Here is a 26,399-nt window from a genome sequence, read left to right as displayed (position 1 = left end):
GCCGCTATTTCATCCAGGGCTGCGCCTGGAACTCGCCGGTCGCGTATTTGGCCGGCGAGATCAGCGTGCGCTTGCCGTCCCATATCTGGAAGAAAGTGATCGGGATGTAGTCGTCGCCCTGCATGGCGAGATGCGTCGCCGGATCGAATTTCAGGCGGCCTTCGGCGACCTGCTTGTCGGTTTCGGACAGCGCCTTCATGATCGCCGCATGGTCTTTCGGATCACCGGCCTTTTTGAGCGCATCGAAATAGACATTGACCATCTCGTAAAGGGCAACGCCGTAGGTGCCGCTCTCCACGCCAAATTTGGCCTTGAATTTGCCAGCCACCTCATCGGCGCGCGGGTTCTTCGGCGTGGTCAGAGCGCCGCCGAGAAGGTCATAGATGACGCCGTTCGACTTTTCCTTGGTCAGTTCGACGAATTCCGGAACGCTTGGCGCGTATTGCAGAAACACCAGGCTCTTGGTCGGCTGCTCCAGGAACTGGTTGAGGAACGAGGCCGAATTGCCGGGCAGGTAGTCGGTGTTGATGACCACGTCCGGCACGTCCTCGCGCACCTTGGCTATGATCGAACGCCAGTCGGTCACCTCGCCGAAGGGCACGAGTTCGTCGACGGTGATGGTCCAGCCCTTCTCCTTGAAGGTCTTCTTCATGCCTTCAGAGATGGTCTTCGAATAGGCATTGTCGGACGAGATGATGGCGACCTTCTTGGTCGGGAGCGCGATCTTGCCCTCGGCCGCCAGCTTCTCGACGAAACTGGTGACATCGGTGTTGTAGGCATCGAAGGACGGCGTCAGCGACCAGCAGCAGGCGTATTTTTCCGGATCGGGCGCTATGATGTCCTTCGTCTGCTGCGACGTGGCGGCGAGCATGTAGGGCATCTCCGCCTCGGCCATGTTGTCGATCTCGAAATTGGTCAGGCTGGCATAGCCGGTCAGCATGAAATGCACGTCCTGGTCGCCGAGCAGGCGCTCGACCGCGCTAGTGACATTCGCCGCCGACTGGTCCTTCACATCGCCCACGACCAGTTCGAACGTATGGCCGTCGATGCCGCCCGCACTGTTTGCCTCGTCGATCGCCATCTGCGCGCCGCGCTGGAATTCCTGGCCGTCAGCCGCCGCCGGGCCAGTCAGCGGCGCCAGCAGGCCGATCTTCACGACATCGGCCAATGCCGGCGCAGCACTCAGCATCAAGCCGAGCGCGGTTCCAAGCAGGATGTGCCGGAAATGGCGTTTCATCGACATTGTTTTCATTGTCCCTGTTCCCCTGTGTTCCTGACGATGGTTGGATGATTGACAAATAATGCACAAGCGGGCCAATTTGAAAAGATATTTTCATTCACGAGCAGGCAGATTTGCCCACTCGTTAAACGCGCGGAACCGTGTGATGCATTTCTAGGCAGTTCGCCGGGATGCAGCGGAAAGGCAGACAGTGGAGACAGGGATGACGACTACGGTCAGTACGATCGAAACCAGTCACGGCACAATCGCCGTGCGCGACAGTGGCGGCACCGGCATGCCGGTGCTGATGATCCACGGCAATTCGTCGTCGGGCGCTGTCTTCCGCAATCAGTTCGACGGCAGGATCGGCGCGACCTACCATCTGATCGCAGCCGATCTTCCCGGCCATGGCGAATCCTGCGACGCGGTCGATCCGGAGCGGAGCTACTCCATGCCTGGTTATGCCGACGCAATGACCGAAGTCATGAACAGGCTCGGCATCGAAAAAGCAGCGGTCTTCGGCTGGTCGCTGGGCGGTCATATCGGGCTGGAGATGATCGAGCGCTATCCCGGCATGCTCGGCCTGATGATCACTGGCACGCCGCCGATCGCCGCCGCCGATATTGGCAAGGGCTTCAAGACCAGCCCGCACATGAACCTTGCGGGCCAGGAGATCTTCACCGAGGAGGATATCGACGCCTATGCGCACTCGACCTGCGGCGAGCCCTACGACCAGCTGCTCCGCAATGCCGTTGCGCGCACCGATGGTCGTGCTCGCGCGCTGATGCTCGGCAAATTCGCCGCCGGCTACGGCCAGGACCAGAGCCAGGTCATCCTCGGCAGAACACCGCCGATCGCCGTGCTCAACGGCGCCGACGAGCCGTTCGTCGACACCGATTTCGTCGACACGATCCCCTTCTCGAACCTATGGGAAGGCAAGAAGCACCTGATCAGCAATTCCGGCCACGCGCCGTTCTGGGATTCGCCGGACAGGTTCGATCCGATCTTCGAGCGTTTCCTGAAAAGCCTGGAGCCCGGCTGGCGCTAATGCGTGTCGCGCAAAAGTGCGCAGCGGTTTTGCGATAACGACCTGCACAAAACAACAACCTAAAGCGCGTGACGCGCTTTAGGTCCTCAACCCCCTCGCCTCGCCACCCCGTTTGCCCCGAACCATCATATCCCTGGCCAGGAGGCGGCTCACGCGGCAGAACGCCATGAACGCCCGGCAGGCATCCTCGGTCTTGACCAGGTCGACCGTCGCGCCGAAGCAGGCATTGAACGCAGCCTGATAGACCGGGCCTTGCCGGCGGACCGGCCAGTCCTGCAGGAAATCCAGCGCCTGTTCGACGCTATAGATTTCCTCAACTGGCAGGCCAGGCGCAGTCATGATGCGCACCGGCACCTCGAATTGCAATCTGTCCATTCGTTTCTCCCGAACGGCATTGCCGCGGCAACGCCGTTCGTTACAGAAGAAGTTGCTTTGACCGGCTTTCGCTCAGAAATGTGTCGTCAGTACGGACGCCGAGCCTGATGAAGCCCGCACAGAAGCGCAGGTTTACTGGTTCGCCGGGTCGGTTTCCGCCTCATAGGCCATGCGAGCGGCTATGATCATGACATATGCCGACGGCACTGCAAAAATGGCGCCCAGGACCACCGCCGCGGTTCCCGCCATGCCGAGCGTTTCGGCGATCGCCCAATAGACGGTTCCGATGCAGATGAGCGCCTGCACCGAGAGGAACAAGGCGGCCGAGGCCGCGCGCGTCAGCGTTTTGACTGTTTTGATGCGTTGCATTGAAAATATTCCGGAAATGAAGCGCCACGCGGCCAGTGGACGGCCGACAGCCGCCGCACGGCTAGCGACGCGAAAAGAGACATGAGTGGGCGGATTGGGCGCGGTCCGAGACCGCTCAGCTCAGATGGAAGGCGGCGCGCGGGGCTGGTTGGCACTCGCCTGCGGCGCAGGCACGAATGCATACACGGCCGGCGCCCGCGCAGGCGAAACCTGATTGAGCAGGAAAAAGGCAGATTCTGGCGGAAGCGCGCCGGGATTGCCGCTCACGAATTTGATCGTCAGCAGCCGGCCGGAGCGAATTTCGAGAGGCTGCGCCTTGCCACGCAGCGGCGCGACCGCGTCGTCCTGCCGCGCCGTGGTCATGCCGACCCCGCCAGAAGCGGCGGTCGCGGAAGCAGCTGCCTCCGACTGGACCAGGCACAACAGCGACAGCAGCAGCAGGGCCATCAGGCCCGAGCAGGCTGCTTTTATCGGCGAAGTGAATGGCCTGGCGCGCTTCGATGCCATCAAGAAGCAAGGTCTCCGAACTCTGTCACCGCCCTACCGTGTCCAGTCGAAAAAGGAAAGCATCGCAACCGATGGCTGTCGCGGGCGAGAGCACAGCATGGCCACAACGCATGAATATCGCGGGCGTTCACCCTTAGCCGGCAGTTCGTCCTTGAACCTTGCGCCGTCCGGTGCCAAATCTGGTGGGATTTTTTTTCGCGCGGGCTTATATCGAGAGCCCACCCACCCCGGCAAACGGACAAAATGGTCACCTATCTCGACGCCGCCACGGCACCGCTCAGAAACACCGGCCAGATCCGCCTCTACGGCGAGGAAGGTTTTGCCGGCATGCGCAAGGCTTGCGACCTCACCGCGCGCTGCCTCGATGAACTGGTGCCGATGGTCGCGCCTGGCGTGACCACCGAGGCCATCGATCGTTTCGTCTTCGCGTTCGGCATGGATCACGGCGCGTTGCCTGCGACGCTCAACTATCGCGGCTACACCAAGTCATCCTGCACCTCGATCAATCATGTCGTCTGCCACGGCATTCCCGACAACAAGCCGTTGAAGGAGGGCGATATCGTCAACATTGACGTCACCTACATCCTTGACGGCTGGCATGGCGATTCCTCGCGCATGTATCCGGTCGGCACGATCAAGCGCGCCGCCGAACGCCTGCTCGAGGTCACCCATGAGTGCCTGATGCGCGGCATCGCCGCGATCAGGCCCGGCGCCCGCACCGGCGCCATCGGCGCCGCCATCCAGACCTATGCCGAAGCAGAACGCTGCTCGGTGGTGCGCGATTTCTGCGGTCACGGCGTCGGCCAGCTTTTCCACGATGCGCCGAACATCCTGCACTATGGCAGCGCCAGTGAGGGCGTCGAGATGCGGCCGGGCATGATCTTCACCGTCGAGCCGATGATCAATCTCGGCCGGCCGCATGTGAAAGTGCTGTCGGACGGCTGGACGGCGGTGACGCGCGACCGCTCGCTGTCGGCGCAATACGAACATACGATCGGCGTCACCGAGACCGGCTGCGAGATCTTCACGCTGTCGCCAAAAAAACTCGACCGTCCCGGCCTGCCAGCATAGGGCGCATGCGCAAGGTCAGCCGACCGGCGCGTTGAAGCCGGTCTATGGGATCAGCAGAAGACTGCCGGTGGTCCGTCCAGCTTCGAGTTCGGTGTGGGCTCTGGCTGCGTCCGCGAGTGCGAATTCCTCGCCAACGACCGCCGTGATATTCAGACGAAAGGCGTCGATCAAGGCGGCGGCGGCTTCAGCGTAGAAAGCCTGATCGGCGGTCGCGGCCATTATGCTCGGGTGGGCAAGAGCGCGGTTGGGCCGTAATTGGTCGAGCGAAACCGGCGGGATCGGCCCGGCGGCCTGGCCAAAACTCGCGGCAATACCAAACGGCCGTATGCATTTGATTGTCTTGGCAAGCATGTCGCCGCCGATACCATCATAGCCGACATCCACGCCTCGACCGCCTGTAAGCTCCAAGACCTGTCGGACGAGATCGGCATCGCGCCCGACGATCAGATGGTCGGCGCCGTGAGAGCGAGCAAGAGCAGCCTTTTCCTCAGAGCTAACCGTCCCGATCACCGTTGCGCCCAGATATTTTGCCCAACGCACAAGAATAGCCCCAAGACCACCTGCCGCGGCATGGACCAAGATAACCGTGCCCGGGCTCACGACGTAGGTGCGGCTGACCAGCATATAGGCCGTCATGCCCTTCAGCGTCGACGCCGCCGCAGTGCGCGGCCCGATCCCTTCCGGCAGCTTGATCGCCCGCTCCGCCGGCAGGAGGCGTGTGGAGCTGTAGGCGCCAACCGGGGCGCCGGCATAGGCGATACGGTCGCCTGGAACAAGGAGCGTGACCTCGGAGCCGATGGCCTCGACGGTCCCTGCTCCCTCGGCACCGAGCACGGCAGGGTAAGAGGGCAGCGGGTAGACACCCTTTCGATGGTAGATGTCGAGAAAATTGACGCCGATCGCCTCATGGCGGACACGGATTTCCGTCGGGCCGGGAGATTGCGGCGCGCGCTCCAACACCTGCAGTTGGTCGATGCCTCCTGTTGCGGTCAGCGTGACGGCGATATCCATCCTCATCTCCATCTGATGTTCGACGGGGTAAATGACAGATGGCGGCTTGATTGAAAATTACCTATAAATTCCCAAGCAATGGGAAAAAATAATCAATGCTGGATTGGGAAGACCTGCGTCATTTCCATGCTCTTTCGCGTCTGGGCACGCTATCGGCCGCCGCCCGGGAACTCGGCGTGGAGCACGCCACGGTGGCGCGGCGCGTAGCGCATCTGGAAGACAAGATCGGCACCAAGCTTGTCGACCGGCGCGGGCGGCGCCTTTCGCTCACGGCCAAGGGTCAGCAGATCGCCAGCATCGCCACACGGATCAGCGAAGATGCCCTCACGATCGAGCGGGCGGCACTGAATGCGGACAACCGGCACACCGGCACGGTCAGGGTAAGCGCCCCGCCTGCTTTTGCGACTGCCGTGCTGGCCGAGCGGTTGGTTCGCCTCCGGCAACGTCATCCTGGCATCAGCGTCGTGGTCATCGGCGAGACCCGCTATGCCTCGCTGGGACGGAGGGAGGCAGACATTGCCGTGCGGATGACGCGACCGGAACAGGGCGACCTGACAGCCACCAAGATCGGCGAAATCAGCTTCGGCCTCTATGCCGATCCCGCCTATCTCGCCGCGACACGTGAGACGGACTGGTCCTTCGTCGGCTATGAGGAAGTTCTGGCCTCGTCGCCGCAGGAAAGGAAGCTTGCGGAGATTGCAGGGGGCCGTTCGGTCGCCATCCGTGCCTCCACGCTGGAGTTTCAATTGGTCGCAGTCAAGGCTGGGGGCGGTGTCGCGCTGCTGCCGGACTTCATCGCGGCGCATCAGAATTTGACCAGACTGCCCTTGCCCGACGAGCCACTCACGCGTGAACTCTGGTTGGTCGTGCATACGGATATCAAGGATGTACCGCTGATCCGCGCAGTAATGGACGGGCTGTGCGGCAAGGTTGAATGAACGGACGAGGGAAGCGGCACTTTGCCGATTCAAAGAAAATTGACTGCTCGCGCGGCGGTTCGTTTGCTGTCGACGCAGTATGAGCCCACGATCGGCGTCACCAGACCGGCTGCGAGATTTTCACGCTATCGACGAAAAAACTCGACCGCCCCGGCTTGCCGGCCTAATCTTCAGCTGAGTTTTGGGGGATGGGCAGGCATGGGGAAAATCGATGACGAGCGGGCATTCTTTTCCGAAGCGTGGATCGAGCCACCACCGAAGAAAGCGGTGGCCGAGAAGCCACACTATCATGGCCACCGCGACCGTTTGCGCGAGCGCTTTGCCGTCGCGGGTCCCAGCGCCCTCCCCGACTATGAATTGCTGGAGCTCCTGCTCTTCCGGCTGATCCCGCGCGCCGACACCAAGCCCGTCGCCAAGGCGCTGCTGGCGCGCTTCGGCACGCTGGCCGAGGTGCTTGGTGCGCCTGCCGCGCGGCTTGAGGAAGTCAAGGGCATCGGCCCGGCGGTGGCGCTTGACCTGAAGATCGTTGCCGCGACGGCCCAGCGCATGGCGCGTAGCGAAATCATCGGCCGCGAACTGATGTCAACCTGGACACAGCTTCTCGAATATTGCCGCTCGGCCATGGCCTTCGAGGACCGCGAGCAGTTCCGTATCCTGTTCCTCGACAAGAAGAACACGCTGATCGCCGACGAGGTTCAGCAGGTCGGCACCGTCGACCACACGCCGGTCTATCCGCGCGAGGTGGTCAAGCGCGCGCTCGAACTCTCCGCCACGGCGATCATTCTGGTGCACAACCACCCCTCGGGCGACCCGACGCCGTCGCGCGCCGACATCGAGATGACCAAGCTGATCATCGAGACGGCCAAACCGCTCGGCATTTCCGTGCACGATCACCTCATCATCGGCAAGAAGGGCCACGCCAGCATGAAGGGCCTGCTGCTGATTTGAAAGCTTGTATGGCTGCCCTGAAAGCTCGGCGCTGCCCGTGCGCCCTTCCCGGCCCAGCGCAATTGCCGCAGCCATGCGAGCGGGGATAGTTTATCCGGCGTAGAGGACCGTTAGAGCTTAGTGATACTCTTTCAGAATTATTCGAACGGGAAGCGATAAATATACCATAAGTATATAGCCATTCTGAATTGAAAATTCATAACAACTGACAATTAGGATACGCTTGCTTCAACTGCACTTATGAGAAAGCACCGTTATGCCCGAGGCCAACTCAAATAATACTGGCTGCGGCCGCAAGTTGCTCATTCAGACTGCATTCAACTATCGACTTCCCTAAGTGGTGGTGGCATTTCTGGAAACCCATCCACGCTGGCCATCAGTTCCAGATACCGCTCAGCCGACGCTGCCCACTGAAATCGGGCCGTCCTTGCGCGACCGCGTGCGATCAATTTGGTTCTGAGGCCTTCTTCGTGGACCAGGCGCATGAAACAATCGAACCATGCGTTCTCATCGCAAGGTGATGCGTACAAAACCGCATCCCCGCCGATTTCAGGCAGACTGGCACGGTCCGACATGACCACCGGACATCCTAGCGTCATGGCTTCGAGGGGCGGTAGTCCGAAACCTTCAACCAGGGAGGGGAACGCGAGGCACAGGCAATCGCTCAGAAGTGCGCCGAGTTCCGCGTCTGACCTTCTTCCCAGCCAGATGACGTTAGGCGTCTTCTTGTTGCCAATGCTGCCGAACACACGGGACGTGGATGCACCCACAACAACAACCTGTAGCCCTGCCGTGGCAAGTCGTTCGTGCATGCCGATGATCAAACCGACATTCTTATGTGGGATAGAACTGCCAAGTACGACGATTGTCCTAGGGCCGGCAACTGCCAGGGTTTGTTCCGAGTGGCGGGGGGTCCATCGCAGCGCATGTTCATGCCCGTTGCTTACAACCTCGACCTTTGCCGTCGGGCACACGCCATAGCGCGCCAGTTCAACCGCAGAATACTGCGACACGGTCGCAACTTTACGCGCGGTCCTGCCCAAGGCGGGAACCAAGGTGCGGTAAAGAAGCCGAAATGGAAGTGTGTAGCTCTGCGGGCATGCTCGTGTATTGACATCGTGAATGCACAGAATCTGCTGGCGTACGGCCAGAGGGCCCGTGTTGCAGAGGCTGAGCAGGCCGCCGCGAATATAGGCGGGAAGCACAGCTTGTTCCCACGCGTGCCCGCCGAAGCTGCCGACAGTTCGGACACGGATCGCCGCCAAGGACAACGTGTCATGCGACCCCGGCGGGACCAGCAGCTCGACGGCCACATCCCGTGCCAACCGAGCTTGGCCCACGATCAAGGCATCCAGCGCCGAAACGATCTCGCGTGCATACCGCTGAACTCCGGTGGTCGGCTGCGCGAGAAAACGGCCGTTGATCGTCCAGTGTCGTGTCATCAGGAAACCAGGTCCGGGCGACAGGGTTTCGGTCACAGTGCTATTTCTTAGTTCCGTGACCTTGGATGACGAAGAAGGCCGGGTCATCTTGGCCTTTGGGACGTAACCAGTCGTTTTGTCGGGAGGCTTCCCGGGCAGCTCTCATCCGAATGGCGTGGCAAATCCTGAGCACTTACGCCAAATGTGTGAGGTTCCGCGTGGCGCGGCAGTGGTAGACTGCGTTGGACAGTGCGGCAGATCCTCAAATCGCCGTGCTCAGATGGATGTCAGGCAGAGTTTAGCGAATGGAGTGGAGCCGCATGATATCTGGCGCAAGACAAGCAAGTTCGCGCTAATGCAGCGGCCGACCAATCCATCGCAACCAAGTTCCGTTGGACGGGCAGTCGCCGCGACCAGATGTCTATGCGTATCCTTGGCATGTCTGCTGGGTATGACGGTTTCGTGCGCAGCGGATCTGCTTTGGGGTGTAAATGGTCATCCCTTCAACGCCTACCCCGGGATATCGATCGAACAGCAGCTCGACTATGTCCATGACCTCGGCTTGAAGTCATATCGCGTTAACATTTCCAGTGTCGACAGTACCGCCAAACTTGCTGAACTGGTCAAGGCAGGCAAGGCGCGCGGTGTCCAGATTTTACCGGTAATCACGCCCGACCTAGACCTCGACAACGACACCGTCGATGAACTCTACGCACAGGCCTATCATCTCGCGTCCACCCTCGTATCCCGCTTCAAAGACGACATTCGCGTTTGGGAACTTGGCAACGAGATGGAGAACTATGCGATTATAACGGCCTGCGAGATGAAGAACGACGGCACCCAGTACAACTGCTCCTGGGGCCCTGCCGGCGGCACCGTGACCTCTGACTATTTCAGTCCGCGTTGGGCAAAGATTAGCGCGGTTCTACGCGGTCTTTCGGATGCAACCATCGCAGTGGATCCGACCATAAGAAAAGCGATGGGGACGGCAGGCTGGGGTCACCGTGCTGCGTTCACCCGCATGTTTCAGGACGGTATCAGATGGGATATTTCAGTCTGGCATCTTTACGATGGTGACCCAGAGGAAGCATTCAAATTCCTGGCGACGTTCGGCCAACCCATCTGGCTGACAGAGTTCAATTACAGTGGCGGCAGCCAACGCGGGGAAAAGCAGCAGGCCGAAGGTCTGGTTCGGACCATGACGCTTCTGCGCCGATATCAATCTCTATATGGACTGCAAGCTGCCCATATCTACGAACTGCTCGACGAGCCGTACTGGGCGCCAAGCTATGAGGCCTTCATGGGCCTTGTCCGCCTGAAGAAGCGCGACCACGGGCTATGGGCACCGAGCGGGCAAAAGCTGGCATATGATGCCGTGAAGAAAATCATTGCGGACGGCAATGCAGATTCCAGTTCGCCGACGGTCTCGACGAAGGCCACGCCGCCTCCGGGCCAGACGTCGGTGCCCGCCGTTGCCGGTACATTTCACCCCTGTTCGCTTGATGCGTTCGACAAGTCTGTCTTCAACCACGCCAACCAGGTTGCATATGCGTATTGTCTGATCTTGCATCGCATGCCCTCTCCGACCGAGCAGTGGCGCGAGGTCGTCGCGATGAAGAGGGATCCATCTATATTTCCGACACTGACGAAGCTGTTGCATTCGGTTGAATTCAGCACTGAAAATCGGCCAGTTGGGCTTGGAAATGCGCAATACGTAGCCCTTCTCTATCGGCTACTGCTGGGACGGGAGCCGGATAACAACGGGCTTTCCGTTTACGTGTCGAAACTGAACAGCGGCGAGGTGAGCGGCGAAAAGATCGTGGCGGAATTGATCCACTCGTATGAATTTCGCTCCAGACACACGGTTCTGTTTCCCAACGAGCCTCAGCAGGCGGTTCAATGAACGTTTTCGGCCGACAGGTCGTCACTGGCGCTGTTTGGGCCGCTGTCGAGACCTGGGGCCGACAGATCGCCATGTTCGGCGTATTTGTGGTGCTGGCGCGCCACCTTGGCCCCGAGGCATTCGGGCTCGCTGCGCTCGCCATGGTGGTGCCCAATATTCTGGCCGCTCCGGTAACGAGGGGCCTGCCTGACGCCATTATCCAGCGGACGGAAATCGATCCCATTCACCTTGATTCGGCTTTCTGCCTCCTTGCCGCAACAGGCGCGTTGATCAGTGCGCTTATCTGGACATCCGCCAGCGGTATCGCAGCAATGTTCGACCAACCGGAGTTGGAGGGGCTCATCAAATGGACCAGCGCCATCGTTGTGATCCAGGCGTTTGGTGCAGTACCGGCGGCGATCCTCAAGCGGCAACTGCATTTTCGACTGTTCGCCGTGCGCACGCTTACAGGCTCGGTGGTCGGCGGCGCGTTGGGCCTAGGCATGGCAGCCGCAGGTTTTGGCGTGTGGAGCCTCGTTTGGATGCAACTGACGAAGGCCGCAGTCGAAACCACCGTTGTTCTTTTTGGAAGTACCTGGCGGCCAAGGCTCAGATTTTCCTATGCCCGCATTCGGGAATTGTTCGGATTTGCCGGCCCTCTCGTCCTGCAGACTCTCTGGAATTTCGGCAACGACGAAATTCCCAAGATTGTGCTCGGCGCGTTCCTCGGCCCTCATGCCGTTGGCATATATGCGCTCGCGCGTCGTCCTCTCGATCTCTTGGTGGAATCATTGTTGTGGCCGCTCATGGCGATCACTATGCCAACTGTGTCCCGCATCCAGGCCCAGCCGGAAAAGATAAACGACTTCTTCAACGCCACAGTGCGCATGGCCGGGATCATTGGCTTTCCAGCCTTCGTTGGATTTGCCGCGGTCGCGCCCGTCGCTGTTCCCTTCATCTTCGGCCAGCAGTGGTCGGTTGGTGTAGCGGCTGTACAGATACTCATGATATTGGGCGTTCAACGCACCGTTGACAGCCTCTGCTCGTTTACGATTCTGGCGCTCGGCCGCTCGAGCCTGCTCCTGAAGCTGAACATGGTCTATACGGTGCTGGCGCTTGTCTTGATCGCGGGCGGAGTGCAGATCAGCTTCGAATTGGCCATTGCTGCTCTCGTGGTCAGCAATGTTGTGCTTCTGCCGGTCTTCCTCATCCAGGTTCAGAGAATTGCCCAAATTGACGTTGTCAGGCCGCTGACGATTTTCCCACGGCTTGCCGTCGCTTCGATCTTGATGTTCGCGGTCGTCAGCGCATGGCTGCGCGGCGCGCCGGCGAGTGCCGCGCCAGGAACCGTGCTGGCCGGCGGTATCTTGATTGGCGCGGCAGTTTATGCAGCAGCTTCCTTCGTGCTGGTGCGCCCCGACCTGCTCAACGCACGCAATTTTGTGTTGAGGCTGAGGGCTCGATGAAGATCGTGATCCTGAGCCAGCCTTTCGACACGGTTACGCCCCCGATCCAGAACTCGATCGGCATTTGGACGCATGAAGTCGCAAGACGGCTAGGTGCAGATTGCGACACGACCATAATCGCTCGGCGCCTGCGCGGTATGCCGGCTCAGATGGAAATCGACGGCATACGTTTCGAGTTGCTCAAATGCGCGCCGGCACGCGTGTGGGGCATGGCGTCCCGCCTCTGGAGTTGTGTCTGGCCGCGGTCGCCCCTGGTCACACAAAATGTCTATGCATTCGATTTTCTCGCCCAGGCCATTCGAACGATACGCCGTCTATCGCCCGACGTGGTTCACATCCAGAATTTTCCGCAATACGCACCCGCCATTCGACGGGCGGCGCCGCAAGCAGCAATCGTGTTGCACATGCATTGTGACTGGCTTGCAGAACTTGACCGCAATGCGATGAAACGAGCGCTGGCCGCCACCGATCTCACCGTCGGGTGCTCAGAACATGTCGTGACTGCGGCGCGCACGCGCTTTGCTGAAATGGGCACAATTTTCGCAGTCTTGCCGAACGGAGCGCCCGCGAGCCAGAACGCCGCCGCCGTAACACGAATACCAGGAAAGGTATTGTTCGTCGGCCGTGTGTCGCCCGAAAAAGGCATACACACGCTGATCGAAGCCTGGCAAACCGTTATTGCGGCCTGCCCTAAGGCCCGCCTCGAGATCGTCGGCCCATCGGCAACGCTTCCTCGTGAATTCCTGATTGACCTGAGCACGGATCGCGAAGTCCGCGATCTCGCTCGCTTCTACCACGGCGGTAGCGCATACCTCGGATCCTACGATGCCGCGCTGCGCGCGATGATATCGCCGGCGATCGCTCCCACCGTCAGTTTCGTTGGGACGCAGCCCTACAAAAAATTGGCCGAGCGATATGCCGAAGCATCGCTTCTGGTAAATCCCTCTCTCAGCGAGTCCTTCGGAATGAGCCTGATCGAGGCGCTGTCCAATGGTACTCCTGTCGTAGCTACTCGCGTCGGCGGCATGACGGAGATCATGGAAGCGACTGGCGGCGGCGTTGTGGTGGAGAAGAACGATCCTGATGCGCTTGCTGCCCAAATCATCGGCCTTCTTGTAGAGCCAGGACGAGCGGCGAAATTGGGGCGCCGGGGAGCCGCGCGTGTCGCCGATCTCTATGCATGGGAAAAAATCGCCCAGTCGACCCGGACCCTGTATGATAGGGCCATCGCCTCCCACCGTTCACGGCTTGGAAAGAGGAACCTTTCCCTCACTCAGCGCCGGGCCTTGAACGACGTGAACACCGAGCCCGTGTCATCTCCCCACTCCCAGTTAACGGCGAGTCCGACCCGCAAAATCTGAAGGGCAGCATCTTCGGGATAGATGTCGGTAAGGCTTCGCTGCATCACCAGTTCGTCGTCGATCAAGATTGCAAACCGATTGCCGTCGAATGTGACGCGCATGCGAAAACGCTTTCCCCAAACGACCTTGTCCGCCACATTAGTCCAGACCGCATCATAAAGTTCCTCAAAGCCGAGCCGCTTGATGAACACCGAAATCGAAGCCCCTTGATAGACATCGTCGAGCCAAGTCGTGACACAAACGTAGTTGTCGCTGTCTTGCCAGAAGAGCAGTCCTGCCCGGCTGCGCTGATCTTGTCCCCGGCGCTCTCCAGGAGGCTCGATTGTAACCTCGAGATCGCTGAATCCCGGTCGATCCCATGGCAGCGAATAGAATGTCCGACCCGGATTCGGTCTGTCTACGCTCGCGCGCACACGGGCGCCGCCCAGCCCGTCGACGTCGATGACCCCGGTCCCCAGTGTTTTTGCCCATTGTCCGCCGCCCAGCTCGGTGGTGCGGCGATCCAGTTCGCCGGCACTACCGGTAAAACCGTCGGCGAAGGACAGGCTTGCTCCGAGTTGGTTCCAAGGCGCCTCCAGAGGCGCCATCAAGGGAATGGGAACTTCGTGAGGATGGGCCTCGAAGTTGCGCCAGCGCGGCTCACTATCGAAGCTTTTCCATATACCTACTCCGGTCGCATTCTCGATTGAATCGGCCTCAGCAGACGCGTCGAAAAGACGAATCCCGTCGAGAAAGCAGCTCACCTGGCCCTTCCAGTCAAGAATCTGGACCGAATGGGTGGAACACTCGCGCAAGGCGTGTCCCGTATTCGTCGCGATCGTGATCTCTTTGCCCGATTGCTTGGCGACCAGAGTGCATCCGAGCGCCGAGAGTTTCAGTAGCCAGAAATTGTCCTTGTCCCGAAACCGCCAGGCGAGACCACACACATCCGAGACTGCGGTAATTTCCAGCAGCCCGTGGATCAATCCTGAAGGGCGACCAGGATCGATGATGGATAGATTGCCGGTAGCGCCCTGCAAAAAACGCCACCGTCCCCCGATTGCGACGATCTGCCCCGGCAAGCCTTGCACGAGTGCATCGGCAGCGTGGGCGGTTCCAAACACGGTAGAAAATTCAGGTAGACGCCCGATGTGAACCGCTTGGACGCGTGTGTCGACCCGAAACCCGATCTGGCCAAGTGCCGACTGATGAACACCTGCAAACAGCTCTTTGTCCTTGTTGAAAGGATCGATCGCGATCGGACGCATCATCGGAAAAGCGGCAACCCCGTGAGCTTCTTGGTCGGCGGCCACATAATAGATAGCGCCCTGCTCCCGCAACGCCACGACATAGTAGAGATGAAGGTTCTTCAGACGCCGAAACGCACTCAGGCATTGCTTTCCCACTCGGGCCCACAGCTCGCCGTTTTCGCCTTCGGCGGCGTGCAGGATAAAACCGCAACCATCCTCGACCGGATTGATCGGCGCCTCGCTGGAAAACCAACCTACGGCCAAATTCTCGTTGATGTTCGGTCCCCGGTACGTCCAGGAGGTGCTAAGCACCCACCACCAAAAACGGCGAAAGGTGAGCCTCTTTCGTGGTGCGCGCACCAAGGAAATCAGACGGCCGAGCCACGGGTCGATTCCGGGTCCCCGCAGCCAACGGTATACCCGCCTTGCGAAGTCGTCAGGCAGTGGCGATCCCTGCGATGTGTTGTGGCCGTTGGTGATCGAGACCAACAGCACCAGGCCAGCCTCTCGCTGAAAGGGACCATAGGAAATCCCTTGCCGGCCCCAGCCGGGCCTGACAAGTGGCTGGAAACGAAGTGCGCCGTGATCGATCGCAATCTGGCGTTCGATGTCGCGTCCTCGCCTGATTCCTCCCCTTGTCGCCAGGGTCCCAATTACCGTGCCGCGGGTGCGATCGTCCTGAAAACTGTCGGCAACAAGAATCTCCGGCCGGACAGCGCCGGACTCAGCCTCTTCAGCAGTTTCTGCCCAGTCAAGACGCTGCAAACAAAGATCCCCTCACGTCGCCCTGGGCTGCGCGAGCATGTGCTCGACCTGCCAGCCGTTATTGGCATAAGCGGCAGGCATGGAAAACACGGCATAGCCGACTGTGGCCAAGAACTCGATGATTTCGCGTGCTTTGCGATCGAGCCCGCTTTTCGTTGCAGCGTCCACCTCGCAAATGACGTTAGGGCGATATGCGGCCAGTGCCGCTGTCATGCCGCGAAGCACGTCGATTTCTGCACCCTCGACATCGATCTTGACGAGGGTTGGCGGCCTGAGGCTGTATCTGGCGATGGAATCGTCGAGTGTCGTCGTCCTGACCTTGAGGCGCCCACTCACATCCGGCGGCGTGGAGACCATGGCGAGCGTTGCGCCACCGAGATGGCGTGCCAACAACAATTCGGCATCACCGGTCACCGCTCCAACCGCTTCGGTGAAAACGTGAATGGTGCTCAGCCTGTTGACGTCTCGGCTTCGCCCGATGGCGGCGGCATTGCGGGGGACAGGCTCGTATGCGTAGACTTGGCCATGCGGCCCGACGCGACGCGCTGCGATCAGTGAGAAGAAACCGATGTTGGCGCCAACGTCATAAAACACATTGCCCGGCGCCAGAAGTGATGCAATTGCTTCCTGTATCGGAAACTCATAAGTCCCGCGCGCAAAATCGGGATCAGCGCCGCGCGAAAAAATCCTCAGGCCGGCAGCTTCGCCCGCTGGAATGACAGGCATGCTGTAGAAGACATCGCGGAGCTTCGTCGCCAGTCTCATACAGTATCCTCATAGGCCAAGCTACTTCCAGCGCGGCTAATCGAGTCGCACCGCCCGAAGATGGCAGAATGAATGGCCACCTTCGAGTTAGACATCAGTTGGTCTGCTCATACTTTTGCCTGTCTGGCGGTACCTCCGATGTGTGTTGCCTAAGTGGCGCTTAAAGAGGCGAAGACGGCGTCTACTCGTTAAGCTCATATCGCGTGAACATCTCGTGGTCGCTCAGCAGCCGATTCAGAAAATCGCCCCCACCTACATCCGCCAGGATAGGCCAATCGTCGAGACCCGCCGGCCGCTCCATCTGGGACCGGTGCGCTGCCAGCGCGTGACGTTTTACATCGATCACGTCGCCGATATAGGCGTGGGAGTTGAACATCTTGACGCCGCGCAAGCCGGCAAGAGTCCGAACCGTTTGCTGGAATGCGGTGCGATTGAGTCCAAGCACATCGTCGCGCAGACGAACCCACGGCCACTGATACCAATACCAGACGGGATATTCGAACACGGTCACGCGCCGGCCATACAGTTGAAGCGCGCCTCGCACGCCAAGATTGGTGGCAACATGGTCCGCAGGCGGCTCTTTTACATGAGTGACGTACACGCTCTGTGGTTGCCAAGCGAAAAGCAACTGAGCGATTGCGTCTGCGATCTTGCCGACATGATGTTTTGCCATGCCGTCGGGAACACGTAGAAATCTCACCCGATCAGCCGACCCGCCCAACCGGCAAACCGCCTCGATCGCTTCGTTTTCACGCGCGATCCGCAGTGCCTCCATATCAAGCCGATTTGAATGGGATGCCGACCCGTCGGTAACGAAAATAAACCGGACGTCGGCGCCCGAGCTGAACTTCTTGCTGGCGACCCCTCCACATCCCAGCGTCTCATCATCAGGATGAGGTGCAATGATGACCGCCGACGCCTGCCAGTCCGCTACGTCGAATGGATGAGATCCCTTACGCAAAGCTCTATCGAGCACAGCGCCAATCGAATGCCTGACGTCATGCATCGATGGTTCCGATCATCCGTTCTTCGGTGTGGTTCAACCCGACCTACGCATGGTAGCAAAAAACTGTAAGCGATTGGGGTGAGAAAACAATGAAGGTAGGAATTCTTGCTGGCGGATTAGGAACACGGCTGGCGGAAGAAACCGAGATCCGGCCGAAACCAATGGTCGAGATCGGAGCCAAGCCGATCCTTTGGCATATCATGATGCATTACTACGCTTACGGCCACCGCGAGTTCGCCGTCGCGTTGGGATACAAGGGCGAATACATCAAACGCTGGTTCAGCGACTATGTCGCATTCGATGGCAGCCTGACTGTCAAAGCTGCATCGGGAAGCGTGAAGCGCCACTCGAGCTCGCTCCCTGATTGGTCAGTCGATCTTGTAGAGACGGGGCTGAATACGCTGACGGGCGGCCGCATTAAGCGCCTGATCGACTGGATGGACGACGAGACGTTCATGCTCACGTGGGGTGATGGCGTTTCGGACGTCAACCTCGATGACTTGATCGCCTTTCACAAATCGCATGGCAAACTTGCAACGATGACGGCGGTGCGTCCGCCAGCTCGCTATGGGCACATTGAATTCGATGGCCATCGCGTTGTCGACTTCACAGAGAAGCCACAGGCCTCAGAGGGTTGGATCAATGGCGCCTTCTTCGTGCTCGAGCCGGGCGTAAAGGACTATATCGATGGCGACGACGTCATGTTCGAACACGCGCCAATGCAGCAGCTCGCGGCTGACGGCCAGTTGATGGCATATCGCCACGAATCCTTCTGGCAATGCATGGACACCATACGGGAAAAGCATCTCCTTCAGAAATTGTGGGACAGCGGGCAGGCGCCCTGGAAAACATGGGAATTGATCGATGAAAGTTCTGGTTACAGGCCACCTCGGCTACATCGGTTCCGTCCTGACTCCGATGCTGCTTGAACGCGGCCATGACGTCACGGGACTAGACAGCGACATCTTCCGGTCATGCACTTTCGTAGGAAAGCTGGCCCAGGTGCCGACGATCGAGAGAGACATCCGTGACATCGAGGTTGACGACGTCGCCGGTTTCGAGGCGATCATCCATCTCGCCGGCCTTTCAAACGATCCGTTGGGGGACTATCGCCCCCTCCTTACCGAAGAGATCAACTGCGGCGCTTCGGTAAGGCTTGCGCGGCTCGCCAAGGCCGCCGGTGTCCAGCGGTTCCTATATGCCTCCTCTTGCAGCAATTACGGCGCAGCAGGCGACAGCTTTCTGGCTGAGGATGCTCCCTTCAACCCGGTTACGCCTTACGGCGCCTCAAAGGCGAATGTGGAGCGAGCGGTCGCGCCGATGGCGGATCAATCATTCAGCCCGACATTCCTGCGTGCTTCCACCGCCTACGGCCTCTCGCCTCGCATCCGCTTCGATCTCGTGGTCAACAATCTGACCGCTTGGGCTTATACAACCGGCCTGGTCTACCTCAAAAGCGACGGCTCGCCATGGCGTCCGATCGTCCATGTGGAAGACATTGCGCTAGCCTATATCGCCGTGCTCGAAGCCGAGCGAGAGCTGGTCCACAACGAGGCATTCAATGTCGGCTTGACCACGGAAAACTATCAGATCCGGGAGATCGCGGCCTTGGTCCAGGCGATCGTTCCCGACAGCCGCGTGGAGTTCGCGCCCGACGCCGGGCCAGACAAGCGGTGCTATCGCGTCGACTGCACCTACATTGGTCGTCGCCTGCACGGCTTTAAGCCGCAATGGACGGCGCGGCGCGGCATCGAACAGCTCTATTACACATTTCGCGCAGCAGGCCTCGCACTTGAGGATTTCGAGGGCGAGCGGTTCAAGCGCATCGCCCATGTGCAGAAGCTGATCCGAAATGGCGAACTCGATGCCGATCTGCGCCGCACGCCGCAGTTGGCGTTAGCGGTTTGAACAAACACAGCCGGGAGCCATGGCCATGATGATCGTTGGAGCAGCATCTGTAACCGAGCAGGTCTGCCGCTCCTGCGGTGGAAGTCACATCGATACGTTCCTGAAGCTCGGCACGACGCCCCTTGCCGATCGGCTTCCATCGAGCATCGACGATGGCGAGGAGGAGCCTGTCTTTCCACTCAGTGTCGCTTTCTGTGGCGATTGCAGCTTAGTGCAGATCACAGAAACGGTGAATCCCAGGATTCTGTTTGCCGATGCCTATCCCTACTACTCCTCGTTCTCGCAAGCGCTGCTGCGGCACTCTCGAGACAATGTGCTCGATTTGATTGAACGTCGCGGCTTGCACTCGGGCAGTTTCGTGATCGAGCTGGCAAGCAACGACGGCTATCTCCTGAAGAACTATGTCAAGGCGGGCATTCAAGTTCTCGGCATCGACCCCGCCGATGGGCCTGCTGCCGTCGCCAGCGAGTTCGGCGTGCCAACGCACGTAGCTTTCTTCACTCGCGAGCTGGCTGAGTCGCTTCGCAGACAGGGCGTGCGAGCCGACGTGATTCACGCAAACAACGTGCTCGCGCATGTGGCCGACACCAACGGTTTTGTTGCAGGCATTGCGCTGTTGCTCAAGGACGACGGCGTTGCGGTGCTTGAGGCGCCGTATGTCGAACCAATGATCGATCATTGCGAATTCGATACGATCTACCACGAACATTTGTGCTATTTTTCAGTGACGGCATTGGACAAGTTGTTTCGCAGACATGGCCTTTATCTCAACGAAGTAAAGCAGCTTTCGATTCATGGCGGTTCGATTCGCCTTTATGTCGAATTGCAAGAGCGTGTCGGAGCAAGCGTCAGGGATCAACTCGCTCATGAAAGAGCACAAGGGATCGACGCCATTGACTACTACATCGATTTTTCCGCGACGGTCGACAAGTTGAAAGTCGATCTCTCCGCATTGCTGCGCCGACTGAAAGCGGCCGGCGCCTCAATCGCCGGCTATGGGGCGGCGGCCAAAGGCGCGACCCTGATCAACACGGTCGGCATCGGACGCGATCTCATCGACTTCGTCGTAGACCGCAACACTCACAAGCAGGGCAAGTACATGCCCGGTCAGAAAATTCCTATCCGCTCTACGGAAGCTCTGTTGGAAGCGCAACCTGACTACGTTCTAGTGCTTGCCTGGAACTTCCTTGATGAAATCATGGAACAACAGACTGAATATCGTGCCAGGGGCGGAAAATTCATCGTTCCCGTGCCGAACCCGCGGATCGTGTGACCGTGCAAGTCCGAAGCTCTGCCTGCGCCGAAACACGTGAAACGGTGACGAATTCGATGCGTCTTCGCGTCGATTGTCCGGTCTGTCGGCAGAAGGACTTACTGCACTCGGTGTCATTCGAAGCCATTCCATTCTCGTGCAATTCCCTGCACCCTGACGCACACTCGGCCGTCGCTGCACCGACTGGTCGATTCGTTCTCGCGTTTTGCCGCAGTTGTGAACATTTCTTCAACGCCGCGTTCGAAGACGGTCGGATCGGCTATACGCAAAATTACGAGAATTCCCTGCATTTCTCGCCGCGCTTCGTGGCCTTCGTCGAGGATCTCGCGGGTCGCCTGTCGACTGCCTACGCACTCGACGGAAAATTGGCCGTGGACATCGGTTGCGGAAAGGGTGATTTCCTCAAGCGGCTTTGCTCAACCAGCGGCGCCAGAGGCATTGGTTTCGACAGGAGCTTCGAAGATAATCGGGGCGAGGAAGTCGCCGGCGTTGAGTTCATCAATGACTGGTTCAGCAATACCTATCCGGACGTCAAACCTGACTTCGTTTCCTGCCGTCACGTCCTGGAACACATGGCTAGCCCGATCGCCTTCCTGCAAGGGCTTCGTTCCCATCCAGGCGTTGATCCGAGCACCATATTTTACATCGAGGTGCCTAATGCCCTCTATACATTGCGCGACATGGGAATCTGGGATCTGATCTATGAGCACGTTTCCTACTTTACGCCTCACTCGCTGCGGGCAGCGGTGCAGACAGCAGGCTTCGAGGTGTTGGACCAAGGTGCGTCATTCGGCGACCAGTACCTCTTCATCGAAGCAAAGCCTCTCGAAACCCGGATGACGGCCGATTTTTCAAGAACTGGGAAGATCGATGCGTTGGTTCGCCGCTTCGACCGAACCTATCGCGACAAAGTCGCCTGGTGGCGCGATTACCTTTCAACGCGGGACCCAGAGCAGACCGTTGTCTGGGGAGCGGGATCAAAGGGTATCACTTTCGTCAACGTCGTTCCGCAGGGGGCGCGGATAAGCGCTCTGGTCGACGTCAACCCGCACAAGCAAGGGCGATTTGCTCCAGGCTCCGGGACACCTGTGGTTGGGCCGGAGAGCCTGCGCGGCAGACCCTTGCGGTCGATCATCGTGATGAACCCGCTCTATCGAGACGAAGTTGCCCAGGCGGCGAACAAGCTTGGTCTCGCGCCGGATATCATCGTGGCATGAGCCGGCGAACCGCCCTTTGCGGCTGACGGCCTAGCTTTCCTACTCCATCGACGTCGATCCGTTGCAGGTTGACCGGCCTCAGCCAGCAATGTCGCGTATAGTCGGTCGACCGACGCAAAAACTGTGTCCAATTGAGTGGCGTCCTGAACAGCGCCCGCCAAAGGGACAGGGAGTTAAGCCCGATCAGAAAACGAGACCGGATGAGCTGCCCGCGCCGGTCGACCGCTGCATAGGTTACGAACCCACGAAACGCAGCGCCGAACCTCTTCAACACAGCATCAACCTGTACGTCGTAGCGTTCGTTGGCGGCGAAGCCTTGAAGCGATTTTGTTGTCCCGACCGGTCGCGTGTGTCTTACAACGACGTCGTCAACTATAGCGTAACGCAACCAAGGCATGTCAGTCAGGCGGGTCCAAAGAAGATCTATTCCCGTCTCGTAGCCAAGCCCGAATAATTTCAACGCGGCTTGCAGGCACCTGGCGCTGAACACCGGACACATCATTTCGACCGTGTTTGTATATCGCAACAAATATCGCTTGCCGCTGACAAGCGTCGCTGCGTAAGAGAAATAGCTATCCCATGACAGCGCTGGCTGAAACAGATCAAGTTTATATTGGCGACCGATTGCGAACAGACGATTCAAGTCCAGCTTCGTCGTCTCGATATCGTCGTCGATCAATGCAATGAGATCATATTTCGTCACAATTTCAGGGTAGCATTGAAACAAGGCATGATAGCCTGCGATCTTGCGCCCGGGCAGAAATAAGCACAGATTATTCTGTCCATGGGAGACACCCGCCTCGTAGGCGGCGACGAGAAGATCGAAGTCGGCTTCGCCTGTCCCCTCGGTCCAGCCGGCATGCAAAGAGCTACGGCCGGCCCGGACGATCACCAGATTTCTCTTGCCCGAGCCCTCCGGCAATTGCCGGGAGGCTGACACTCCTGCGGCCGCGGGCGTGACTTGGCGACGCTTCATTCAAAGCCTCCCGGCGGATCGTCGCACCAGATCACTCGTTTCTAGCCCGGAGATCGATCTGAGACGGCATGAATGCGTTTCAGTGCTCCCAGGCCGGCGGCGCGCAGCTTGATACGAAGCTGCGGAGAAACAACGCCTACAACTTCCAGGCAAAATCTCGCAATGAGCAGCGGATCCAAGACCCATGCAACCAGATGAAACAGTGTCCTACCCAGCGGTGCTGTCCGCCTGCGCCGATAGGCAATCGCGACGAGGTGTTTTACCCGCCTCGACAATTCAAAGGCGTTAGCGGTAGAGCCGTCCGGATTTTGCCAAGCCAATCGTTCGGAGCTCGGCAATCGCACCGACCGCGTCGGATGGTCACGGCTGTATAGTATCGCGTTGGGTGCGTGAACAAACGTCCCGAGAAGAGCCATCTCGGCCAGAAGCGCACAATCGGAACCATAGTAGGGCTCGTGCAATGTCGTCTTGGCTAAGGAATCCCGGCGCCAAAGGCCGAACATCGCCGCATCCCATCCGTGCGCCGCAACCATCAGCCGGAAGCGGGACGCGGGCGATGATCCTTCCATATCCGGTAATACCCGTTCGACATAGGAAGTCAGCTGCCCGGTCTCGTCGATTCCCAGCAAGCGCGGATAGGCAATAACGTGGCGGGCGTTATCGTCGAGTGCGCGCACACAGTCCGTCAGGAAACCGCTGTCCAAGACGTCATCGTGCGCGCACCACTTGAAATATGCGCCGGAACTCAATTCGAAAGCTCGATTGAAATTGGCCGCGGCGCCCAGGTTGCGTGCATTTCGGACATAGCGGACCCGCCTGTCCCGCCGCGCGAATTCCAGGCATATCTCCGCTGTTCTATCTGTCGAAGCATTGTCGGTGATGACTAGTTCGAAATCAGCGAAGTCCTGCTCGAGGATCGACTGGATCGCCTCGGAGACGAAATTCTCGCCGTTGTAAACGGGCATACCAAGGGATACTTGTGGCGACTTGGAATATTCCATTTTCCGGGTTCTTCTCGACGAGAGTGCGATCAGACCGCGATAATTTCCGGTCGCAGATCCAGCGCCTTCAAGGATTGCGCCACTTCATTCAGGTATATCGGGTTCATGACGATGACGAGGTCAGGCGGAGTTTCCAATAGGTCGCTAGGCGCAATGACCGGGTGACCGGTTCCGGGCGTAAACTTGCCTTGCTTGTAAGGGTTGATGTCGACTGCTGCCCACACTTCGTCCCCAATCTGCAAGGTCGTCAGGAACGACACTGCCTTGCTCCCACCGCCCCACAGGACGACTCGCCGACCGGCATCGTGAGCGGAGCGGATGCGTTCCCTCCACAAATTCTGAACGGCCTGCACTCGGACGGGGAAGGTTTCCGCCAGCCGCCGCATCTCTTCCAGATCGCGCTCGAGCGGAAGTCTTGGTGCCATCCGGCCTACCGATGGCCGGGCATACTGAACGATGTACTGGTTGTCATAGACGAGTTCCAGATCGGTAACGTCGAACCCTTCCTGGCGAAACAGTCGTGCGTGCGCGCCGGGACTGAAATAGGAACAATGCTCATAGTAAATGTCCCAGAACGCACTCTCCGCGAGCACGCGTTTTGCATCCGGGGTTTCAAAGACGACCCAGTCTTCGGTCCGTTTGCCCATCATCTCGCGGATGAGCCGCACGAAAGTCGAGACGGAAGCCACGTGTTCGAGCGTGTGGCGACAAAGGACTGCATCCGCTTGGAGATGCCGGTAATCCGGTCCGAAGAAATCGACGATGATCCGAATGTCGCCGCGGTCTTCGCTGCGTCCCCTATCGGCTCGATATCCCGGATCGATGCCGAGTCCGGTCGCGCCGCCCGACATGCAAAGTTCGCGGAGAAATTCGCCCTTGCCGCAGCCGATCTCCAACACGTGCTTGCCGGCTATCGCACATCTTTGTGCAATCTCGCGTGCAAGTCCCTTCGCGAAATTGTTGAAAGTGCTCGAAAAATGCTGGGATTCCTCGAAATTGGTCGAGTAGCCCATGACCGTTTCGTCAAAGGCCTGGTTGAATATGAACCCGCATCCTTCGCAGAATGCGAGGTCAAGGTCGCGGCGGGGAAAGGTGTGAGCTTCTTGGGCCGAGCCAAGCAGGATACAGCTATGCACTGGGATGGATTCGACCCGGTAAATTGATCGGCTAACGGGCGCCGAGCAGCACGGACATGCGGTCGGTCGAAGCGCTTTGCCGTTGCTTGCCATGTGAAGGTCAATCGAATTCATTGTAGAATTGGCTCGGCAAGAGAACCGGTTATATCGCGCGTCGAACTCTCGGCTCCGAGGAGTTCATCGTTCTCAGTTGCGCGAGCAAGCTGGACAGACCGGGCCAAGCCAAGGGCGTCGAGTATCGCCAGGTCGAACCGTTCCTCGGAGAACCGGGTCGCATTCATGCGACAGGCGTACGGCGTAATGGATACCGCATTTTTCTCAAATAAATCAATCGCCTCAGCGACAGAATCGACGGCCTGACGGTCGAAGAGCACACCTGTCGGATGGGTGCTCTCGCCAAGCGCCCGGACAATATCGCGGGCACCTCCACGGCCGAATGCAATTAATGGAGTGCCACACGCCTGGGCCTCGGCAAGCGTTATCCCGAAATCCTCGCATCCGGCGAACACCATCGCACGGGCATTTGCGATTTTCTCGATGTATTCATGCCGCGGCAGATAGCCAGTGAAGACTATGTTGGGACCAGCAAGCGATCGGAGATGCTTGGATTGTACTTCATCGCCGACAACAATCAGGCGACGCGACGGAGTTTTGCTGAACGCCTCAATAATCAGATCCGTACGTTTATAGGGGGCGTGGAACGCAGCCGTTACGTAGTAGTCATCCTTGCTGGTGACGAGTTTAAGTTCCCCGATGGCCACGGGCGGATGGACTACCCGCGCATCGCGGCCGTAAATCCGTTCGATTCGAGAGCGGACATAGTTCGAATTTGCCAGCATCAAATCAGGACCGTGTGCCGTGCGGGTGTCCCAGGTCCGCAGCCTGTGAAGCAAATAACGAAAGGCAAGACCCTTCGGCCCAAATCCCAAGCGGGCTTGTTGCAAATAGGAGAATTGTTCGTCCCATGCATACCGCACCGGACTGTGCACATAGCAAAGGTGTGGTTGGTCAGGGCGAGTGAGAACGCCTCGAGAGAATGCGGCCGAAGAAGAAATTACTGCGTCATATCCTGTGACGTCAAATTGCTCGATCATAAACGGACAGAGAAAAAATAAAGACCTGTAGTACTTTTCCACAAATGGAAATCGATTCATCGCAGAAACATGAAAAGTTACGTCTCGAAAATGCTCGTCTTTGACCTCCTTCGGGAGAAAATCAAAGAGGGTGAAGACCTCGGCTCTCGGAAAGAGCTTGCATATCCGGGCAAGGACCTGCTCCCCTCCCCGAAAATTCGGGCACCAGTCATGCACGACGGCGATGCGCGCGTTGCGGTCGATGGCAGCAAATGGCGTCTTGCTGATGGATCGCAAATGTTTGGTATCATGGCCTAGCATGGTGGTTGCTTTTGGCTGTCGCACATGGCGCATGCATTACCCTCCCGGAACGTTGGCACCTTTTCGGGAATCCTGTTTTTGCCCGGATGCTCAACGACTGTGTGTCGTCCGTC

24 protein-coding genes and 1 pseudogene are annotated in these 26,399 nt (G+C 58.9%); 12 read left to right on the top strand and 13 right to left on the bottom strand.

The window, feature by feature from the left end; all coding sequences use genetic code 11:
• Window positions 1–4 precede the first annotated feature (4 nt).
• Entirely contained in the window at window positions 5–1,252 is a 1,248-nt protein-coding gene (locus OHD62_RS27010; RefSeq protein WP_263789111.1) for an ABC transporter substrate-binding protein, read from the bottom strand.
• Window positions 1,253–1,442: 190 nt separating this feature from the next.
• Here OHD62_RS27010 and OHD62_RS27005 point away from each other — a divergent pair, with 190 nt between their 5' ends.
• Complete coding sequence (locus OHD62_RS27005) at window positions 1,443–2,267, top strand: alpha/beta fold hydrolase (RefSeq protein WP_263789110.1); 825 nt, start codon at window positions 1,443–1,445, stop codon at window positions 2,265–2,267.
• A gap of 78 nt (window positions 2,268–2,345) precedes the next feature.
• On the opposite strand, the gene OHD62_RS27000 is transcribed toward OHD62_RS27005, so the two are convergent.
• From OHD62_RS27000 to OHD62_RS26990, 3 genes are all read right to left on the bottom strand, one after another.
• Window positions 2,346–2,642: a DUF982 domain-containing protein gene (locus OHD62_RS27000; RefSeq protein ID WP_263789109.1), complete on the bottom strand. Its 297-nt coding sequence runs from the start codon at window positions 2,640–2,642 to the stop codon at window positions 2,346–2,348.
• 132 nt (window positions 2,643–2,774) lie between these two features.
• Entirely contained in the window at window positions 2,775–3,011 is a 237-nt protein-coding gene (locus tag OHD62_RS26995) for a hypothetical protein (RefSeq protein WP_263789108.1), read from the bottom strand.
• 120 nt (window positions 3,012–3,131) lie between these two features.
• Window positions 3,132–3,518, bottom strand: a complete 387-nt coding sequence (locus tag OHD62_RS26990; RefSeq protein WP_263789107.1) for a hypothetical protein — start codon at window positions 3,516–3,518, stop codon at window positions 3,132–3,134.
• 243 nt (window positions 3,519–3,761) lie between these two features.
• Between OHD62_RS26990 and map the strand changes: the two genes are divergently transcribed.
• A complete protein-coding gene (map, locus tag OHD62_RS26985) occupies window positions 3,762–4,589 on the top strand; it encodes a type I methionyl aminopeptidase (RefSeq protein ID WP_263789106.1) in 828 nt (275 codons plus the stop codon).
• Window positions 4,590–4,631: 42 nt separating this feature from the next.
• On the opposite strand, the gene OHD62_RS26980 is transcribed toward map, so the two are convergent.
• Window positions 4,632–5,600 carry a quinone oxidoreductase family protein gene (locus OHD62_RS26980; RefSeq protein WP_263789105.1) on the bottom strand — a complete coding sequence of 323 codons (969 nt, stop codon included), beginning with the start codon at window positions 5,598–5,600 and terminating at the stop codon, window positions 4,632–4,634.
• A gap of 95 nt (window positions 5,601–5,695) precedes the next feature.
• Between OHD62_RS26980 and OHD62_RS26975 the strand changes: the two genes are divergently transcribed.
• The 3 genes and pseudogenes from OHD62_RS26975 to radC all read left to right on the top strand — a co-directional run bounded on the left by OHD62_RS26975 (window position 5,696) and on the right by radC (window position 7,486).
• Window positions 5,696–6,538 carry a LysR family transcriptional regulator gene (locus OHD62_RS26975; RefSeq protein ID WP_263789104.1) on the top strand — a complete coding sequence of 281 codons (843 nt, stop codon included), beginning with the start codon at window positions 5,696–5,698 and terminating at the stop codon, window positions 6,536–6,538.
• Window positions 6,539–6,598: 60 nt separating this feature from the next.
• Window positions 6,599–6,705: pseudogene (locus OHD62_RS26970) on the top strand (type I methionyl aminopeptidase); the annotation flags it as partial.
• A gap of 31 nt (window positions 6,706–6,736) precedes the next feature.
• Window positions 6,737–7,486 carry a RadC family protein gene (radC, locus tag OHD62_RS26965; RefSeq protein WP_263789103.1) on the top strand — a complete coding sequence of 250 codons (750 nt, stop codon included), beginning with the start codon at window positions 6,737–6,739 and terminating at the stop codon, window positions 7,484–7,486.
• 317 nt (window positions 7,487–7,803) lie between these two features.
• Here the strand turns inward: radC and OHD62_RS26960 are convergent, their stop codons facing one another.
• A complete protein-coding gene (locus tag OHD62_RS26960; protein WP_263790176.1) occupies window positions 7,804–8,928 on the bottom strand; it encodes a glycosyltransferase family 4 protein in 1,125 nt (374 codons plus the stop codon).
• 412 nt (window positions 8,929–9,340) lie between these two features.
• Between OHD62_RS26960 and OHD62_RS26955 the strand changes: the two genes are divergently transcribed.
• The 3 genes from OHD62_RS26955 to OHD62_RS26945 are packed head-to-tail and all read left to right on the top strand — an operon-like array spanning window position 9,341 to window position 13,616.
• A complete protein-coding gene (locus OHD62_RS26955) occupies window positions 9,341–10,810 on the top strand; it encodes a DUF4214 domain-containing protein (protein ID WP_318528731.1) in 1,470 nt (489 codons plus the stop codon).
• Window positions 10,807–12,255: a lipopolysaccharide biosynthesis protein gene (locus tag OHD62_RS26950; protein ID WP_263789102.1), complete on the top strand. Its 1,449-nt coding sequence runs from the start codon at window positions 10,807–10,809 to the stop codon at window positions 12,253–12,255. The genes OHD62_RS26955 and OHD62_RS26950 overlap by 4 nt, the downstream gene beginning before the upstream one ends.
• Window positions 12,252–13,616, top strand: a complete 1,365-nt coding sequence (locus OHD62_RS26945) for a glycosyltransferase family 4 protein (protein WP_263789101.1) — start codon at window positions 12,252–12,254, stop codon at window positions 13,614–13,616. The genes OHD62_RS26950 and OHD62_RS26945 overlap by 4 nt, the downstream gene beginning before the upstream one ends.
• Here the strand turns inward: OHD62_RS26945 and OHD62_RS26940 are convergent.
• The 3 genes from OHD62_RS26940 to OHD62_RS26930 form a co-directional block, all read right to left on the bottom strand.
• Window positions 13,529–15,610 carry an oxidoreductase gene (locus OHD62_RS26940; protein ID WP_263789100.1) on the bottom strand — a complete coding sequence of 694 codons (2,082 nt, stop codon included), beginning with the start codon at window positions 15,608–15,610 and terminating at the stop codon, window positions 13,529–13,531. The two genes, OHD62_RS26945 and OHD62_RS26940, sit on opposite strands and share 88 nt — an antisense overlap.
• Before the next feature lie 12 nt (window positions 15,611–15,622).
• On the bottom strand, window positions 15,623–16,375 hold the full coding sequence (locus OHD62_RS26935; RefSeq protein WP_263789099.1) for an FkbM family methyltransferase: 753 nt from the start codon (window positions 16,373–16,375) through the stop codon (window positions 15,623–15,625).
• A 181-nt stretch (window positions 16,376–16,556) separates the two neighbouring features.
• A complete protein-coding gene (locus OHD62_RS26930; protein ID WP_263789098.1) occupies window positions 16,557–17,381 on the bottom strand; it encodes a PIG-L deacetylase family protein in 825 nt (274 codons plus the stop codon).
• 89 nt (window positions 17,382–17,470) lie between these two features.
• Here OHD62_RS26930 and rfbF point away from each other — a divergent pair, with 89 nt between their 5' ends.
• Genes rfbF through OHD62_RS26910 form a run of 4 tightly spaced genes read left to right on the top strand, consistent with a single transcriptional unit; the run spans window position 17,471 to window position 21,779 of the window.
• A complete protein-coding gene (gene rfbF, locus OHD62_RS26925) occupies window positions 17,471–18,310 on the top strand; it encodes a glucose-1-phosphate cytidylyltransferase (RefSeq protein WP_263789097.1) in 840 nt (279 codons plus the stop codon).
• Complete coding sequence (locus OHD62_RS26920; RefSeq protein WP_263789096.1) at window positions 18,246–19,289, top strand: NAD-dependent epimerase/dehydratase family protein; 1,044 nt, start codon at window positions 18,246–18,248, stop codon at window positions 19,287–19,289. Before rfbF ends, OHD62_RS26920 begins: the two co-directional genes overlap by 65 nt.
• Window positions 19,290–19,308: 19 nt before the next feature.
• The gene (locus OHD62_RS26915) at window positions 19,309–20,562 is read left to right on the top strand and encodes a class I SAM-dependent methyltransferase (protein ID WP_263789095.1); all 1,254 of its coding nucleotides are present in this window, start codon (window positions 19,309–19,311) and stop codon (window positions 20,560–20,562) included.
• Window positions 20,563–20,618: 56 nt separating this feature from the next.
• A complete protein-coding gene (locus OHD62_RS26910) occupies window positions 20,619–21,779 on the top strand; it encodes a class I SAM-dependent methyltransferase (protein WP_263789094.1) in 1,161 nt (386 codons plus the stop codon).
• Here the strand turns inward: OHD62_RS26910 and OHD62_RS26905 are convergent.
• The 4 genes from OHD62_RS26905 to OHD62_RS26890 all read right to left on the bottom strand — a co-directional run bounded on the left by OHD62_RS26905 (window position 21,766) and on the right by OHD62_RS26890 (window position 26,286).
• Window positions 21,766–22,755: a hypothetical protein gene (locus OHD62_RS26905; RefSeq protein ID WP_263789093.1), complete on the bottom strand. Its 990-nt coding sequence runs from the start codon at window positions 22,753–22,755 to the stop codon at window positions 21,766–21,768. The genes OHD62_RS26910 and OHD62_RS26905 overlap by 14 nt on opposite strands.
• Window positions 22,756–22,796: 41 nt before the next feature.
• On the bottom strand, window positions 22,797–23,756 hold the full coding sequence (locus OHD62_RS26900) for a glycosyltransferase family 2 protein (RefSeq protein ID WP_263789092.1): 960 nt from the start codon (window positions 23,754–23,756) through the stop codon (window positions 22,797–22,799).
• A 29-nt stretch (window positions 23,757–23,785) separates the two neighbouring features.
• Entirely contained in the window at window positions 23,786–24,769 is a 984-nt protein-coding gene (locus OHD62_RS26895; RefSeq protein ID WP_263789091.1) for a class I SAM-dependent methyltransferase, read from the bottom strand.
• A 233-nt stretch (window positions 24,770–25,002) separates the two neighbouring features.
• Complete coding sequence (locus OHD62_RS26890; RefSeq protein WP_412177430.1) at window positions 25,003–26,286, bottom strand: glycosyltransferase; 1,284 nt, start codon at window positions 26,284–26,286, stop codon at window positions 25,003–25,005.
• Window positions 26,287–26,399: the final 113 nt, after the last annotated feature.

Origin of the sequence: Mesorhizobium sp. YC-39 (assembly GCF_025753795.1) — a bacterium.
Taxonomy (GTDB): Bacteria; Pseudomonadota; Alphaproteobacteria; order Rhizobiales; family Rhizobiaceae; genus Mesorhizobium.
The sequence above is the reverse complement of the archived record's forward strand: the minus strand, read 5'-3'. Positions and strand labels throughout refer to the sequence as shown.